Origin of the sequence: Halorubrum sp. CBA1229 (assembly GCF_003721435.2) — an archaeon.
In the GTDB taxonomy this organism is placed as follows: Archaea; Halobacteriota; Halobacteria; order Halobacteriales; family Haloferacaceae; genus Halorubrum.
Genome location: NZ_CP054585.1, coordinates 86,817 through 101,159, shown reverse-complemented (window position 1 = coordinate 101,159; position 14,343 = coordinate 86,817). Strand labels below are relative to the sequence as shown.

The following is a 14,343-nucleotide window of genomic DNA, read 5'->3' as shown; positions in this document are numbered from 1 at the left end:
ATCGACGGTCCCGCTCCAGTCGTGAGCGCGGATCCGCCGATAGCGGGAATCTGCGGTGCGTTTTTATCGCTGTTCCGCGAAGTTTCAACTGGGTGGTACGATGTATGATCAGATACTGTACCCGACGGACGGGAGCACCGGGTCGGAAGCGGCGGCAGCGCACGTGGCGGCACTCGCGTCGGCGTTCGACGCGACCGTCCACGTCCTGCACGTCATCGACATCCGCGGGGGCGGGCTCGGCCTGAGTGGGGCCTTCCTCGAGGAGGAGGGCCAAGCGATGAGCGGGCGGTCGCCCGACGAGGGGTACATCGGGAGGCACGAGGAGGGCCCCGACCCGGACGAGATCGAGGACGAGCTCACCGCGCAGGCGGAGGAGCTCGTCGAGGCCTCGGCCGGATCGCTCGACGGGATCGACCTGACGACCGCCGTCGAGATGGGGACGCCGCACTCGGAGATCCTCCGATACGCCGACGAGAACGACATCGACCTCGTGGTGATGGGGACCCACGGTCGGACCGGCGTCGAGCGTTACCTGCTCGGCAGCGTCACTGAGAAGGTGGTGCGGCTCGCGGACCCGCCGGTGGTGACGGTCCGCGTCGACGAGGGCGAGTGACGCTGCAAGCCGACGGAGCCCGGCGCTCCCCTCGAAACCGCGGAGGGGGCGCCGACCGCAGCTCATTTTCGCGACGCGGTCCAACCGACGGGCATGGACGAGTCCCTGCGCGAGGAGCTGCTCGAACGCGTCAACAGCCGCACTGCGACGATCGGGGCGTCAGTCCCCGACACGGTCACCATCGACGGCGCCGAGCTCGACCTCTCCGAGTTCATCGTCGAGACGCGCGCCATCGAGACGGTCCCGCCCGCGGTGGACCGGAAGCTGGCGTCGGTGAAAGCGACCCTCCGCGAGGAGCGCCGGCGGCGACTGGACAGGCTTGAGGGGGCTGTGGACGCGGGCGAGGCAGGCAACGGCGGCGCGAGCCAAACGGGCGACGCGAACCGCGCGGCGGTCCCCGACGCCCTCGACCGCGAGGCCGCCGAGCGACTCGCCGACGAGATCATCGGCATCGACCGCGCGCTGAACGCCTTGGAAACCATCCGGCACCCCGACTTCGCCGACGAGCACCGATCCGCCACGCTCGACGGGCACGAGCGCTGGCTGGCGTTCGTCGATGAGGTGCAGTGAGCCGCGGCACGGTCCGCGGTGTGGTGAGGATCGAGGGGCGCTCGGTACGGGCCCGATGCGACGTTCCGAAACCCTTACTCCCGGTCCGAGACACCTCGACGTATGAGCGATACGTCCGAGTCGACGGGTGACGCGGGTGCGGACGAGGCGGGCGACGCCGACGCGTCCGCCGGATCCGACGCCGCCACCGTCGACGCCGAGGAAGTCCGTCACGTCGCCGACTTGGCCCGGGTGCGCCTCGCCGACGACGAGGTCGATGAGTTCGCCGACCAGTTCGGCGACATCCTCGACTACTTCGAGGCCCTCGACGAGGTTCCCGAGACCGAGCGCGAGGAGGAGCTCGTCAACGTGATGCGCCCCGACGAGGTCGAGTCGGGACTCACCCAGGCGGAGGCGCTGTCGAACGCCGAGGAGACGGAGGACGGCTACTTCGTCGGGCCGAAGGTGTCGTAGATGGCGGCCGACCACAACGCCTTCATCACGGAGGCGACGATCGAGGGCGACGCCGACGCCGAGGGCCCCCTCGCGGGGGCGACGGTCGCGGTCAAGGACAACATCTCCACCGAGGGGATCCGGACGACCTGCGGCTCCGAGATGCTCGCCGACTACGTCCCGCCCTACTCCGCGACGGTCGTCGACCGGCTCACGGAGGCGGGCGCGACGGTCATCGGGAAGGCGAACATGGACGAGTTCGGGATGGGGACGACGACGGAGACCTCGGCGTTCGGGCCGACTCGGAACCCGGTCGACCCAGAGCGCGTCCCGGGCGGCTCCTCCGGCGGCTCGGCGGCCGCGGTCGCCGCGGGCGAGGCCGACCTCGCGCTCGGCTCGGACACGGGCGGGTCGGTGCGCTGTCCGGCGGCGTTCTGCGGCGTCGTCGGCATCAAGCCGACGTACGGGCTCGTCTCGCGGTACGGCCTCGTCGCGTACGCGAACTCCTTAGAGCAGATCGGGCCGATCGCGGGCACCGTCGAGGAGGCGGCCGCCGCGCTCGACGCCATCGCGGGCCCGGACCCGCACGACGGGACCACCCGCGACCTGAGCGAGGTCGAGGGCGCCGACCCCGACGCGAGCTACGCCGCGGCCGCCGACGGCGACGTCGACGGGCTCACCGTCGGAGTCCCGACGGAGCTGTTCGACGGTGCCGACGAGCGCGTCGTCGAGACGGTCGAGGCCGCGATCGCGGACCTGGAGGATCAGGGGGCGGAGACGACGGAGATCTCGCTGCCGTCGGTCGAGCACGCGGTGCAGGCGTACTACGTGATCGCCATGGCGGAGGCCTCCTCGAATCTCGCGCGGTTCGACGGCGTCCGGTACGGGAACCGCGCCGAGTCGGACGGCAACTGGAACGAGTCGTTCGCGGAGACGCGCGAGGAGGGGTTCGGCGCGGAGGTCAAACGCCGGATCCTGCTCGGGACGTACGCGCTCTCGGCTGGCTACCACGACAAGTACTACGAGAAGGCGCAGGACGCCCGCGCGTGGGTCCGGCAGGACTTCGAGGCGGCGTTCGCGGACGTCGACGTGATCGCGTCGCCGACGATGCCGGTGCTCCCCTTCGAGCTCGGCGAGAGCCTCGACGACCCGCTCCGGATGTACCTCGCGGACGCGAACACGACCCCGGTCAACCTCGCGAACCTCCCGGCGATCTCGGTGCCCGCCGGCGAGGCCGAGGGGCTCCCGGTCGGGCTCCAGCTCGTCGGGCCGAAGTTCGGCGAGGAGAGGGTGATCCGCGCAGCGAGCGCCGTCGAAGACGCCAGCTGAGGGCCGTTCCGCTCGTTTTTAATCCGCGTAAAACCGCCTTGAGCGTCTCGGCCGGTTATGTGCCTCGCACCCCTCGTCCCGAGCGCACCATGACCGAAACCGAATCGACGGCGACGGACGCGTTCGATCGCGACGCCGTTCGCTCCGCCAGTCGGGTCGCCATCGCGGCGCTCGCGCTGGTGGGTGTGTTGTACCTATTCACGCTCTTACCGGGCGTCGATCGCCTGGTCCCGCTGACGCCGGTCACCTTCGCCGCGGTCGCCAGCGCGGTGGTGACGGCCGCGGTCGTGGCCCTCCTCCTGTTCGCCGCGCCGAAGGTCGCCTCGCTGACGCGCGCCGCCCTCCACCGGACCGACGCCGCGGCGCACGTGGAGCGCGTCGTCGAGAACGCCGGCGCGATGGCCTACTGGCTCGTCGTGCTCGCGGCCGTGCTGGTCGCCCACCGCGGGCTCGCCGGCGCGGTCGTCCCCCTGATCGGCGGCTTCGCGTGGGCGTACGACGCCGCGTTCCTGATCGCGGCGTTCGTCCCGCTCGTCTTCGTCGTGGCGCGGCTGACCGTGACCGTCGACCCGCTCTCGGAGCTCGTCGCCGATCGCGTGACGGGCGCCGAATCGACGGGAGACTCGGGCACCGACGCCGACGCGGCCGAGTCCGAGACGCCCGCGACCGACGGCGAGTCCGGTGAGTCCAGCGAGTCCGGCGAGTCAGCCCCCGGGATCGATGCCGCCGACTCCCAGGGCCACTCGATCGAGGAGCGATGGGGCGTCGACGACGAGTTCGGGGAGACGGCCGATAGCGGCTCGGACGACGAGTCGTCGAGCTCCTGAGGCGGACTGGGGTGGCCCCTCGAATCGGACCGAACGGCCAAACTGCCCAGAAACGCTCTATTCCGGGCGAACCGGTCGGTAAGACCGCCGGCTCCCTCCCGGGTCGCGATCCGGAACGTCCATACCCGCCCCGGTGAACGGAGACGTATGGCGCTGACCGACGAGGAGCGGAACCGGCTCGCCGACATCGTTCGCCTCCAGCCGACGAAGAACGGCGAGCTGCAGGACGCGTGGGAGCTCGACAGCGGCAGCGAGGTGCACCAGTACCTGCAGAACCACCTCAAGGAGTACTACTACCGCGACGACGACAGCCTGATCCGGTCGACGGCCGAGGCGAACGACCTCGTCGACGTCGAGCCCGGGATCGAGGCCGACGCGGTCGCGAAGGGCGGCGCGCCCGACACGATCCGCGTCTCGGAGCTGGTGGCGCAGGTGTTCGAGGTGGTGGCCGGGCCGGACGAGCGGTCGCAGTCGGTCGTCAGCGTGCTTAACGCCGTCCGCGAGGCGTTCGACGTCGACCCCGAGGTCGACGAGGTGCGGCGCGCGCTCCGGACCCTCGAACGCAAGAACGTCGTCGAGGTCGTCTACCGGACCGTCCCGACGTTCAAGCTCGCCGTCGAACGCGACGAGATCACGGTCGAAGTGAACGAATAACCGTTTGTCTGCGGTTTACATTTATAAACAGTCGACGGTGGACGAGTCATACACGTCTCCAAAGCCCCAGCCGCTCGTTTATAAATAATTGATTCTGGACCGACGGAGAACACCTCCAAAGCCCCAGCCGCGAGGCGCTTCGCGCCTCTGGCAGCCGGCGGCGGAGCCGCCGGCGACTGCCCCTTTGAGTCCCGCCCCGCACAGCACCGCACCTCACGCCTCCCCAGCCTCGCCGCGGCCGCCGCCGGCGGCCGCGGGCTCCCTCGTGCGGTCTGCTCGCGCCCTATCGGGCGCTCGCAGGCGCACGCCACCGTATTCCATTTATAAATAGTCGTAGCCAGCCGCTGTCACATCCCCATGTCGGCGGCGGCGTCGGGGACCGGGAGGTCGCGGACGGCGACGCCGAGCAGCTCCGCGGCGTGGTCCAGCGCCATGTCGAACCCGTAGTACCGCTCCAGCTCGTCGCCGGTCGGCCCCGGTCGGACCTTCAGCATCGCGTAGCCGTCGACGTTCTGGGCGACCGTGGCCTCGGCGCCGTCGGCGGAGAACGTGAGCAACCGTTCGCCGCCCGCCTCCTCGTAGCGCGCGGCGATCCCGTTCGCTTCCGCTCCGGTGGACTCGGCCTCGGTCCCTTCCGAGTCGCCCTCCCCGTCGGCCGTCGTGTCGCTCATACATCGGATACGGGCCGGCCCCTGTCGTATCTGTCGGTCGGTGAGGTCGGCGTCCCGGGGGAGCGGGGCCCCGGGGGAGCGGGGCCGCGATCTACCGCGGGTCCCAGCCGTGGAACTCGCTGCCGGCCTCCAGCTCGAGGTCGAAGGCCTCGATCATCCCGCCGAGGCCGGCGTACCCCTGCGCGAGCGCGGCGATCCCGACGACCGTCTCGTCGTCGTAGCGGGCGGCGATCTCGTCGTGGACGACGGCGTCGACCTCACGACGGACGATCGCGGTCGCGTACTCGACCAGCGTCGTCTCGTCGTCGTCGAGGGCGGACAGGTCCCCGGTGCCGATCCCCGCGATGACCGCGTCGTCGATCCCGACGCCGCGGGCGATGTTGACGTGCTGGTGCCACTCGTAGCGGTTCCGCGTCTCGCTCGCGGCGGCGAGGATCACGAGCTCGCGGTCGCGGTCGGAGAGGCCGCTGTCGGTCCACAGCGAGCCGAGGAACGAGCGCAGCCCGGCGAGCACCTCGGGGTTGTTGCCGAGGGACCGGTAGACGTGGAGGGGCTTCCCCTGCAGCGACGACTCCAGCAGCTCCTCGTACTCCTCGGGCACGTCCGACGCGTCGACGTATGGAACGCGGGCCATGCGTGGGGCTCGTCGCCGGTTGCCATAGCTGTGGGTGTCGCGGACGGCCCCGCCGGATCGTTCCGGGATGGTAAGGTTAAGGGACGCGACGCGCCTATCGCGTGTAATGAGTACCGAGGTGTCCCGACGACGGGCGTGGCTTATCGCCGCGCGGCCGCAGACGCTGCCCGCGGCGGCCGCGCCGGTGATCGTCGGCGTCGGCCTCGCGCTCCGGACGGGCGCGTTCGCCCCGCTGCCGGCGCTCGCCGCGTTCGTCGGGGCGGCGCTGATCCAGGTCGGCACCAACTTCGCGAACGACTACTACGACGCGATCCAAGGGGCCGACACGGACGACCGCGAGGGGTTCACCCGCGTCGTCGCCAGCGGCCTCATCGAGCCGGCCGAGGTGAAGCGGGCGATGTGGCTGACGTTCGCGGCCGCGATCCTCGTGGGCACCTACCTCGTCTACGTCGGCGGCGTCCCGATCCTCCTTATCGGGCTCGCGTCCGTCGCCGCGGGAATCGCCTACACCGGCGGGCCGTACCCCCTCGGCTACCACGGGCTCGGCGACCTGTTCGTCTTCGTCTTCTTCGGCGTGATCGCCGTCACCGGGACCTACTACGTGCAGGCGGCCGCCCTGGTCGGCGAGGCGTTCCCGCTGTGGCTCCCCGCGGGGACCGTCACCCTCGCGGCCGTCGTCGCCAGCCTCCCGATCGCCGCGCTCTCGACGAACATCCTCGTCGTCAACAACGTCCGCGACCTCGAAGAGGACGCGGCGACCGGGAAGCGCACCCTCGCGGTCCGGTTCGGCTACGGGTTCTCCCGCGCGCAGTACGTCGGTCTACTCGCGCTCGCCTACCTCGCCCCCTTCTGGTTCCTCGCCCGCGGAGACGGCCTCGCGGTGCTTTCCCCGCTCGTCACGCTCCCGCTCGCGGTCGCCGTCGCGCGCACCGTGCTGACCGAGACGTCGGGCGACGCGCTCAACCCCGCGCTGGAATCGACCGGCAAGCTCCTCGCGGCGTACGCGGTCGCGTTCGCCGTCGGCCTCGCGCTGTGAGGATGCGGCTCCGCCCCTTCTCCGTCGGTCTGACGGCGCCGCTCGCGACCGCCCGCGGCGAGATCACTGAGCGAGAGGGGATCCTCGTGGAGGTCGGCCCGGACGACGACGGAGCCTCAGCCACCGGGGTCGGCGAGGCCACCCCGCTCCCCGGCTGGACCGAATCGCGGTCAGCGTGCGAGTCGGCCCTGCGCGGGGTTCGGGACGAGGACGGGTGCCTCGTCGACGGCGCGCTCGACCGCCTCGACCGCGAGACGCCCGCCGCGCGCCACGGACTCGCGCTCGCGCTCGCTGACGCCGCGGCGCGCGGGGAAGGACTCTCGCTCGCCGAGCGTCTCGCGGCCGAGCGCGACCTCCCGACGCCGGCGGAGTCGGCCCCGGTCAACGCGACGGTCGGCGACGCAGACCCCGAAACGACCGCCGCCGCGGCGGCGCGGGCCGTCGACGCCGGATTCGACTGTTTAAAAATAAAAGTCGGCGCCCGCTCGCTCGACGCCGACGTCGAACGACTCCGCGCGGTCCGCGACGCGGTCGGCAGCGAGGTCGCGCTCCGAGCCGACGCGAACGGGGCATGGAACCCGTCGACCGCGCGCGAGGCGCTCGACCGGCTCGCGCCGCTGGACCTCGCCTACGTCGAGCAGCCGCTCCCCGCGGACGACCTCGACGGCGCGGCGGCCCTCCGGGACCGGCGAAACGACCCGACCGACGCCAGTGGGGATCCCACACTCCCGATCGCGCTCGACGAGTCGCTGTCGCGCTACGGTCTCGACGCCCTCCTCGACGCCGACGCGGCCGACGTCGTCGTCCTGAAGCCGATGGCGCTCGGGGGACCGGACCGCGCGCTGGCGGCCGCCTCGGCAGCGCGAGCGGCGGGCGTCGAGCCCGTGATCACCACCACGATCGACGCCGTCGTCGCGCGGACCGCCGCGGTCCACGTCGCGGCCGCGATCCCCGACGTCGCCCCCTGCGGACTCGCCACGGCCGCGCTGCTCGACGACGACCTCGCCCCGGACCCGTGTCCGGTCGCGGACGGGGCGATATCGGTGCCGGACGGTCCCGGACTCGCCGGCGACGCGTTCGACGGGCTCTTGTAAGCAACGGGGCCGATTCGCCGTCGGATCGACTACCGCTGGACGACCTCGACCGTTCCCTCCATGTCCCGCGTCTGGTGGGGCGTGCAGACGTACTCGTAGGTCCCCGCCGTCTCGAACTCGTGCTCGAAGGCGTGCCCCTCCGCGGCGGCGAGGCCGGACTCGAAGGCGCCGCCCCTGTCGACGACGTTGTGGCTGCCGCCCACGCCGGTCCACTCCCAGGCGACCGTGGTCCCGACGTCCACCCGGATAGCCGCGGGCGCGAAGGAGAAGCCGCCGTCCGCGCCGACCGCGACCGCGACGGTCTCCTCGCCGGTTCGGTCGACCGTCTCCGCCTCGCCGCCGTCGTCGCCCGGGATGAGCACACCGGCACAGCCCGCGATCCCGGCGAGCGAGGCGGCACCGGCGACCGAGAGCAGCTGACGTCGCGTTCGCGCGTTCATGCCGGAACGACGGACCGGACGGTATAAAACGATCCGAGCGCGACGGACGAGGGCGACGACCGAGCGCGACGAGCGAGTCGACGAGGGAAAGGGGCTTGTACGGCCGCGACCGAACTGAGCGGTATGAGCGAGTGGACAGACGCGATCGTCGGCGAGCGCATGACCGTCGACAACCAGTTCACGGACCGAGTATCGGCCTCGCGGTTCTCCAGCCAGGAGTGGGGCCTGATCATGACGGCGACGGAGTTCGAGATCGAGAACCCCGCCGACCCCGACGAGGCCCGCCTCGTCGCCGACACCTCCAGCCTCCCGGCGATCATGCCGGAGCTCGAGAACGTCCGGTCACAGGTCGCCGCGATGGGCGGCGCGGGAGGGCAGGGCGACGGCGGTAGCTCCGGCGGCGGGCTCGTCGACTCGATCAAGGGCGCGCTCGGACTCGGCGGCGGCGACGACGGCGGCGTCGACGACGAGGAGCTCGAAGCCGCCGAGCGCCTCGTTCAGGAGTACGCGGACGAACTGCAGGCGCACCTCGAGGACAACGGTCGCTGGGAACAGGTCAGGCTCGCGTATCGGGAATAAACGGTCGGACGCGGTCGACGGTCCCCCGGTCGCTAATCCATGTCGCCGCCGTGGAAGAGCGTCAGCTCCTCGGCCTCGTAGATGCTTATCAGCTCGCTGACGATCTCGTCGTACTCCTCGTCTTCGACGCGGAGCGAGTCGAGCCGCTCGACCGTCTCCTCGTCGAGGTGGATCTGAGGCATACGCGGAGATTCGTCGGCTATGTTATAAAAAGCCTCGGTGGATTTCGCCGACGGAAGATCCAACCCCCGACTCACTCCTGGCGATGTCGCCTCGGTTGACCGTCCGGCCCCGCGATTTCGTTCGCGTCGTCCGCGAGGTGGCGCCGGGCCATCCGTTCTATGTCCGCTTCGGTGAGGCCGTCGCTCGGAAGCAGCAGGCGACCGTTGAGGCGGACAATCGAGTCGGCCTGATCGAGGATCGTGACGACCCTTGAGCAGTCGAGAACGGGACCGTCCGTCCGCGTTGTTCCGACCAGTTCGCTCAGGGGATCAAACTCCTCGAACAGCTGTTTCTGCTCCTGTCCGAGCCGAACCGACAGCGAGAGGACGGATCCGCGTTCGACGTGATGTGAGATCGGTGACTCTGATCGCACCAGGTTCATCTGCGTCGCCAACGCGGCGTTCGAAGCCAGCGAGACGCCGGGGTCCCCGACGAGGCGAATCCGATTCTCGTCGGCGAGATCGGAGAGCCAAACGCTCGCGCTCGTCGACGCCCCCATCGCCAGCAGGGCCACGGCCGACCTGAGCCTCGTGGACGACAACGATTCCCCGGCAACGATCGACCCCACGCCGCCGTTTTCGACGACTCTGAGGCCTTCCCGCACGTCGTCGGTCCCCTCGAAGATCGCCAGCGCCGGCGCGTCCTCGAGGTCGTCGAGCGCCACCGTCCCGTCGGTCGCGACGACGCCCCCGTCTCCGACCGGGAGCCCGCAGTACGCCACGTCGACGACGGGGTCGGAGAGCGCCGTCGCGACGGTGTCCGCGTCCGGTCGATCGAGGACCTCCCACTCGCCGACGCCTTCGGGGACCGCCGGCTCTGCGAGGGCGCGCCGAACCGCGTCGGCGCGCGCCGCCGAGTCGACCATCGCGACGACGCGGATCTCGCCGCGAGCGGTGGTCTCTCGCGAGAGTCGGTTCTCGTAGCCCGCGGGCGTCAACACCGACGTGCCCGCGGGGAGCGGGTCGTCGTCGGGGTCGGGGGACCCGTCCGCCGGAGCGAACCACGGCGACATCGCGAGCGCAGCCGGCGCCGCCGGGTCCGCTGGCTCCGCCGCGCCGCGCACCCGCACCGGCGCCAGCACGTGCGCGAGGTGGGGAAGCAGCTCGGCGCCGGCGGGATCCGGTCGGAGCACCGCCTCGGTCGGCCAGTCGGGGGCGTAGGGAGCGACCGTCGCCGGGTCGACTTCGAGGTACTCCATCAGCCGCTCGCTCATCGAGCGGTCCGCGAGCTTCGGCGGGTAGAAGGGGAGCTCCGGGCCGACCCGCTCGTACTCGTACCGGTCCGAGGGGACGTACCCCTCGGTCCGGGCGAGCGTGTCGAGGAAGAACCACGTCCGGAGCAGCTCCTCGGCGCGCGCCTCGAGCGCGGCCCCCTCGGTCGGCAGCGACTCGACGTAGCCGTTGTCGAGCCGTATCGCGGGCGCGTCGCCGACGGTCATCCCCGCGCCGAGGTAGTACGAGAGCGTCGAGAGCCGATAGACGTCCGCGTACTCGGGTCGGACGACCACCTCGACGCCGGTGTCAGGCCGAGTCAGCGGGCTCGGGACGTCGAGCTCGTCGCCGCGCTCGATCAGCGGCGGGTAGCCGCGGAGCGTCGGCCACGAGCGCTCGGGGGAGAACTCCTTGATCGACGAGCCGAGCACAGAGACCGCCTCGGCCAGCGCGGCCGGGTCGTCGGGGACCGTGATCGTCGCCTCCGGTCTGGTGTGGAGCGACCGTGCGCCGACCGTGACGGTCGCCGGCCGGTCGAACTCGATGTCGACCGCCCCGCCGTCGTTCATGCCGGTCGTCGAGACCGCCACGTCGGGCGCGCGAACCAGCGCCTTGGTCACGCCGGTGACGTCGAAACAGTACGACCCCCGGGGGAGCTCCGTCGGCTCGCTGAGCTGCGCGACGAACTCGCCGTCGATTCTGCGGACACTCACCACAGAGTAGTCGGGGACCGAGATCGACTCCGCCTCGAAGCTGACCGCCTCGTCGACCGGAAAGGGGAACAGCTCCGGAAGCGCGGGCCGCGGTTCGGGTTCGCGGTCCAGCACGAGCCGGAGTTCTTCGCCCTCCAGCGCGTCGCGGACGCGGAGGGTCTCGCCGTCGACCTCGAAGCCCACTCGCCCGCCGAACGACTCGTCTCTCACTGTCGTTTGATGCATCTCCAACAGTTATGAGGGTGTCGGAAAATCTCGCCTTTCGGAGTCTCTCTCCCGTTACAACCGGATTTTTCACCGTCTCGTGGTAACAGCTGTGACGGCACAGTCTTAACAGCTTCCGGACGCGACACGACGGTATGGACGAGGCCGCGGCGTCCGGACGTGACGAGACCGTGGCGTCCGCCCTCGCCGAGGCGTTCCCGGGGCGGAGCGTCGGCCGGCTCGCCGACGTGGGACCGTCGTGGAACGGCGCCAACGAGACCGTCGGCGTCGTCTTCGCCGACGGCGGCCGGGCGTTCTGTAAGGTGGCGGTCGACGCCGACGGCACCCGGATCGCCCGCGAGCTGGCGGTGCTGCGGTACGTGGCGGCCGAGCGACCCGTCGCCGTCCCGGCGGTGCTCGCCGCCGACCCCGACGCCGACGCGCCGTATCTCGTCACGGGACCCGCTCCCGGCCGCGAGCTCCTCGGCGTGTGGGAGGAGCTCGGCGGTGAGTCGGGCGGAGACGGGGACGCCGAACGGGAGGCGCTCCTCCGCCGCGTCGGCAGGACGCTCGCGACCCTCCACGCCGAGCGGTTCGAGACGCACGGCGACATCGTCGGGAGCGACGCGCCAGGTGAGCTCGACCTCGACCGCGCGCCGTGGCCCGACGTGCTCTTGAAAACCGTCGAGCGCACCCGCGAGATCGGCACCTCCGAGCGGCTCGCCGACCACTACGACGCCGTCGTCGACTGCGTGGAGGCGAACCGCGACCGCCTCCGCGGCGCCCCCGCCGCGCTCCTCCACGGCGACGTCGCGATGCCGAACCTGTTCGTCCGCGAGGGAGACGGACCGGAGGGTGTGGCCCCGATCGACTGGGAGCTCGCCCACGTCGGCGACCCCGCCCGCGACCTCGTCCGGGCGGAGGACCAGCTCCTCAACGGGTTCGACGAGCGCGGCCCGGAGCGGTACGCGGCGGCGCTGTACGCGGGGTACCGCGAGCGCGCCGGCGGGCTCCCGGAGGGGTTCGCGGCCCGCCGTCCGATATACGAGGTCGTCCGGATGCTCGGCCGCTCGGGGTTTATCGACCAGTGGACGACCTACCTCGACGAGCCGCTGGCCGCCCTCGTCGACAGGGCGGAGGCGGAGATGGCGGCGCGGTTGGAGGCGGTCTGAGAGGCGCGGTCGGAGGCGGTCTGAGAGGCGCGGTCGGAGGCGGTCTGAGAGGCGCGGTCGGAGGCGGTCTGAGAGGCGCGGTCGGAGGCGGTCTGAGAGGCGCGGTCGGTTTCCGGGGGACGCCCGTCAGCGGTTCCACGCCGCGTCGTCGGGGTCGATCCGCCGGTCGCCCGGCTCCAGCGCGTCGACCTCCTCGAGGACGGAGGGGTCGATATCGACGGCGGCGGCCCGGAGGTTCTCGGCGACGTGGTCGCCCGTCGCCTTCGGGATCGGCGTCACGCCGCGGGCGAGCGCCCACCCGAGCGCGAGGACGGCCGGCGAGAGCCCGTTGCGATCGGCGACGCCTTTGAACTCGTCGTCGTCGAACAGGTCCCCGCGCGCCAGCGGCGAGTAGCCGACGAGCCGGTGGTCGAACTCCTCGGCGAGCTCGCGGAGCTCGGGCTGCTGAAAGCGCGGGTGGCACTCCACCTGGTGAGCGGCGATCGGCGCGTCGAGCGTCTCGCGGGCCTCGCGGAGCAGCTCGGGCGTGAAGTTCGAGACGCCGACGTGGTCGGTGAGCCCCGCGTCGCGAAGCTCGTCGAAGACCGGGAGCGTCGCGGCGGCGTCGTACGCCCGGATCGGCCAGTGGACGTACAGCAGGTCGACGCGGTCGAGTCCGAGCCGGTCGAGGCTCTCGCGGGCCGTCTCGCGGACGTCCTCGGGCGCGAGGTTCTCCGGGTGGACCTTCGTGGCGACGACGACGTCGTCGCGGTCGACGTCGGCGGCGGCGATCCCCTCGCCGACCGCCGCCTCGTTGTCGTACATCTGCGCGGTGTCGACGTGGCGGTAGCCGGCCTCCAAGGCGGCGGTCACCGTGGCGGCGCACTCCGCGGGGTCGTCGAGGCCGGAGGTGCCGAGTCCGAGCGGCAGTTCCAGTGGCGGCATGCCGCTCGATTCCGCCCCCGAATTTAAAAGGGCGCGCTCACCGGAACGGATCGCGGGGTTCCGCCCGCATACTGCGGGAAGCCCCGGCAACGGGCGCGTGTCCGGTGTTTTTCATCGGCTTGGAAACCGCTCGGCGTTATATCACCGGTGGCTGACATACGTTCCCTCATGACCAACGGGATCCACGTCGAATTAGCGATGTCGGCCTGCGACGGCTGTCCCGTGGCCGCGCTCTCGTCGAGCACCCCGGTGGAGGAGATGCGAGTCGACTCGGGAGAGGACCGCGTCGAGTTCGTCGCCGCCGACCCGCCCGCCGACCCGCCGACGGGCCTCGATCTCGTCGAGTTCGGCGGCCGGGCGCACGGGCGCTACGAGATCGCCTGCGAACGCCCCGACGCCGACGAGATCCGCGGGATAACCGACGCGGCCACCGACGGCGGCGTGGCCGTTTGGCCGCCGGGCGGCGACGCGGTCGTCGAAGCGGCGCCGGACGCCGAGTCGGAGACCGACGGCCCCGGTCCCTCGCCAGCGACCGAGGGCGAGGGTGTGTGCGCGGGGTGTACGTGCGGCGGGCTCCCGGCGGCATTCGCGAACTTCCCGGTCTCGCCGCGGCGGACCGAGATGGTCGACGGCGAGATCCAGGTCTCGTTCGTCCTGAGCGGCCACGAGGAGCTGCGGGCGATCGTCGACGAGTGCGAGGCGTCCGGGCTCGACGTGGAGCTCCGTCGGCTCTGCGTCGACCGCGGCAGCAGCGACGAGGACGACTGCTGTCCCGATGTGGTCCCCGTCGACCTCGCCGGCATGACGGACCGCCAGGTCGAGATCGCGAGGGTCGCCGCCGAGAAGGGATACTTCGAGGCCGGCGGCACCTCGGCCGCCGACATCGCGGCCGAGTTCGACCTCGCGAAGTCGACCGTCTCCGAACATCTCCGCGCGGTGACGACTTCGCTCTTTTCGCAGCTGTTCGGGAACGGAGACCGTATTTAAACCCCCGAACAGTTCGCCGGCAGGTACCCGG

The 14,343-nt window shown here is 71.4% G+C and carries 17 protein-coding genes; 11 read left to right on the top strand and 6 right to left on the bottom strand.

Annotated elements, in window-relative coordinates:
• Positions 1–100 precede the first annotated feature (100 nt).
• From Hrr1229_RS00520 to Hrr1229_RS00495, 6 genes are all read left to right on the top strand, one after another.
• Complete coding sequence (locus tag Hrr1229_RS00520) at positions 101–613, top strand: universal stress protein (protein ID WP_123114698.1); 513 nt, start codon at positions 101–103, stop codon at positions 611–613.
• A gap of 93 nt (positions 614–706) precedes the next feature.
• A complete protein-coding gene (locus Hrr1229_RS00515) occupies positions 707–1,183 on the top strand; it encodes a DUF5788 family protein (protein WP_123114699.1) in 477 nt (158 codons plus the stop codon).
• Positions 1,184–1,285: 102 nt separating this feature from the next.
• Positions 1,286–1,636 (top strand): Asp-tRNA(Asn)/Glu-tRNA(Gln) amidotransferase subunit GatC, encoded by a 351-nt coding sequence (gene gatC / locus Hrr1229_RS00510; RefSeq protein WP_123114700.1) that lies wholly within the window; start codon positions 1,286–1,288, stop codon positions 1,634–1,636.
• A complete protein-coding gene (gene gatA / locus Hrr1229_RS00505) occupies positions 1,637–2,944 on the top strand; it encodes an Asp-tRNA(Asn)/Glu-tRNA(Gln) amidotransferase subunit GatA (protein WP_123114701.1) in 1,308 nt (435 codons plus the stop codon).
• 89 nt (positions 2,945–3,033) lie between these two features.
• On the top strand, positions 3,034–3,771 hold the full coding sequence (locus Hrr1229_RS00500) for a hypothetical protein (protein WP_123114702.1): 738 nt from the start codon (positions 3,034–3,036) through the stop codon (positions 3,769–3,771).
• Positions 3,772–3,918: 147 nt separating this feature from the next.
• Positions 3,919–4,425, top strand: a complete 507-nt coding sequence (locus Hrr1229_RS00495; RefSeq protein ID WP_123114703.1) for a DUF5797 family protein — start codon at positions 3,919–3,921, stop codon at positions 4,423–4,425.
• A gap of 347 nt (positions 4,426–4,772) precedes the next feature.
• Here the strand turns inward: Hrr1229_RS00495 and Hrr1229_RS00490 are convergent, their stop codons facing one another.
• Together Hrr1229_RS00490 and Hrr1229_RS00485 are read right to left on the bottom strand one after the other, a co-directional pair.
• Positions 4,773–5,096: a hypothetical protein gene (locus Hrr1229_RS00490; protein WP_123114704.1), complete on the bottom strand. Its 324-nt coding sequence runs from the start codon at positions 5,094–5,096 to the stop codon at positions 4,773–4,775.
• Between the two features lie 91 nt (positions 5,097–5,187).
• Entirely contained in the window at positions 5,188–5,730 is a 543-nt protein-coding gene (locus Hrr1229_RS00485; protein ID WP_123114705.1) for a carboxymuconolactone decarboxylase family protein, read from the bottom strand.
• A gap of 106 nt (positions 5,731–5,836) precedes the next feature.
• Between Hrr1229_RS00485 and Hrr1229_RS00480 the strand changes: the two genes are divergently transcribed.
• Positions 5,837–6,766, top strand: coding sequence for a 1,4-dihydroxy-2-naphthoate polyprenyltransferase (locus tag Hrr1229_RS00480; protein ID WP_123114706.1), 930 nt, complete (start codon positions 5,837–5,839; stop codon positions 6,764–6,766).
• 2 nt (positions 6,767–6,768) lie between these two features.
• A complete protein-coding gene (locus Hrr1229_RS00475) occupies positions 6,769–7,860 on the top strand; it encodes an enolase C-terminal domain-like protein (RefSeq protein ID WP_123114707.1) in 1,092 nt (363 codons plus the stop codon).
• A gap of 29 nt (positions 7,861–7,889) precedes the next feature.
• On the opposite strand, the gene Hrr1229_RS00470 is transcribed toward Hrr1229_RS00475, so the two are convergent.
• On the bottom strand, positions 7,890–8,300 hold the full coding sequence (locus tag Hrr1229_RS00470; RefSeq protein WP_123114708.1) for a halocyanin domain-containing protein: 411 nt from the start codon (positions 8,298–8,300) through the stop codon (positions 7,890–7,892).
• A gap of 123 nt (positions 8,301–8,423) precedes the next feature.
• Between Hrr1229_RS00470 and Hrr1229_RS00465 the strand changes: the two genes are divergently transcribed.
• The gene (locus Hrr1229_RS00465; RefSeq protein ID WP_123114709.1) at positions 8,424–8,879 is read left to right on the top strand and encodes a DUF5799 family protein; all 456 of its coding nucleotides are present in this window, start codon (positions 8,424–8,426) and stop codon (positions 8,877–8,879) included.
• A gap of 32 nt (positions 8,880–8,911) precedes the next feature.
• Here Hrr1229_RS00465 and Hrr1229_RS00460 read toward each other — a convergent pair whose 3' ends face one another.
• Together Hrr1229_RS00460 and Hrr1229_RS00455 are read right to left on the bottom strand one after the other, a co-directional pair.
• Positions 8,912–9,061 carry a hypothetical protein gene (locus Hrr1229_RS00460; RefSeq protein ID WP_176329312.1) on the bottom strand — a complete coding sequence of 50 codons (150 nt, stop codon included), beginning with the start codon at positions 9,059–9,061 and terminating at the stop codon, positions 8,912–8,914.
• A gap of 71 nt (positions 9,062–9,132) precedes the next feature.
• Positions 9,133–11,250 carry a hypothetical protein gene (locus Hrr1229_RS00455; RefSeq protein WP_255212536.1) on the bottom strand — a complete coding sequence of 706 codons (2,118 nt, stop codon included), beginning with the start codon at positions 11,248–11,250 and terminating at the stop codon, positions 9,133–9,135.
• A gap of 134 nt (positions 11,251–11,384) precedes the next feature.
• On the opposite strand from Hrr1229_RS00455, the gene Hrr1229_RS00450 reads away from it, so the two are divergent.
• A complete protein-coding gene (locus Hrr1229_RS00450) occupies positions 11,385–12,401 on the top strand; it encodes an aminoglycoside phosphotransferase family protein (protein WP_123114711.1) in 1,017 nt (338 codons plus the stop codon).
• A gap of 126 nt (positions 12,402–12,527) precedes the next feature.
• On the opposite strand, the gene Hrr1229_RS00445 is transcribed toward Hrr1229_RS00450, so the two are convergent.
• A complete protein-coding gene (locus Hrr1229_RS00445; protein WP_123114712.1) occupies positions 12,528–13,325 on the bottom strand; it encodes an aldo/keto reductase in 798 nt (265 codons plus the stop codon).
• A gap of 168 nt (positions 13,326–13,493) precedes the next feature.
• Here Hrr1229_RS00445 and Hrr1229_RS00440 point away from each other — a divergent pair, with 168 nt between their 5' ends.
• The gene (locus Hrr1229_RS00440; protein ID WP_123114713.1) at positions 13,494–14,312 is read left to right on the top strand and encodes a helix-turn-helix domain-containing protein; all 819 of its coding nucleotides are present in this window, start codon (positions 13,494–13,496) and stop codon (positions 14,310–14,312) included.
• Positions 14,313–14,343 lie beyond the last annotated feature (31 nt).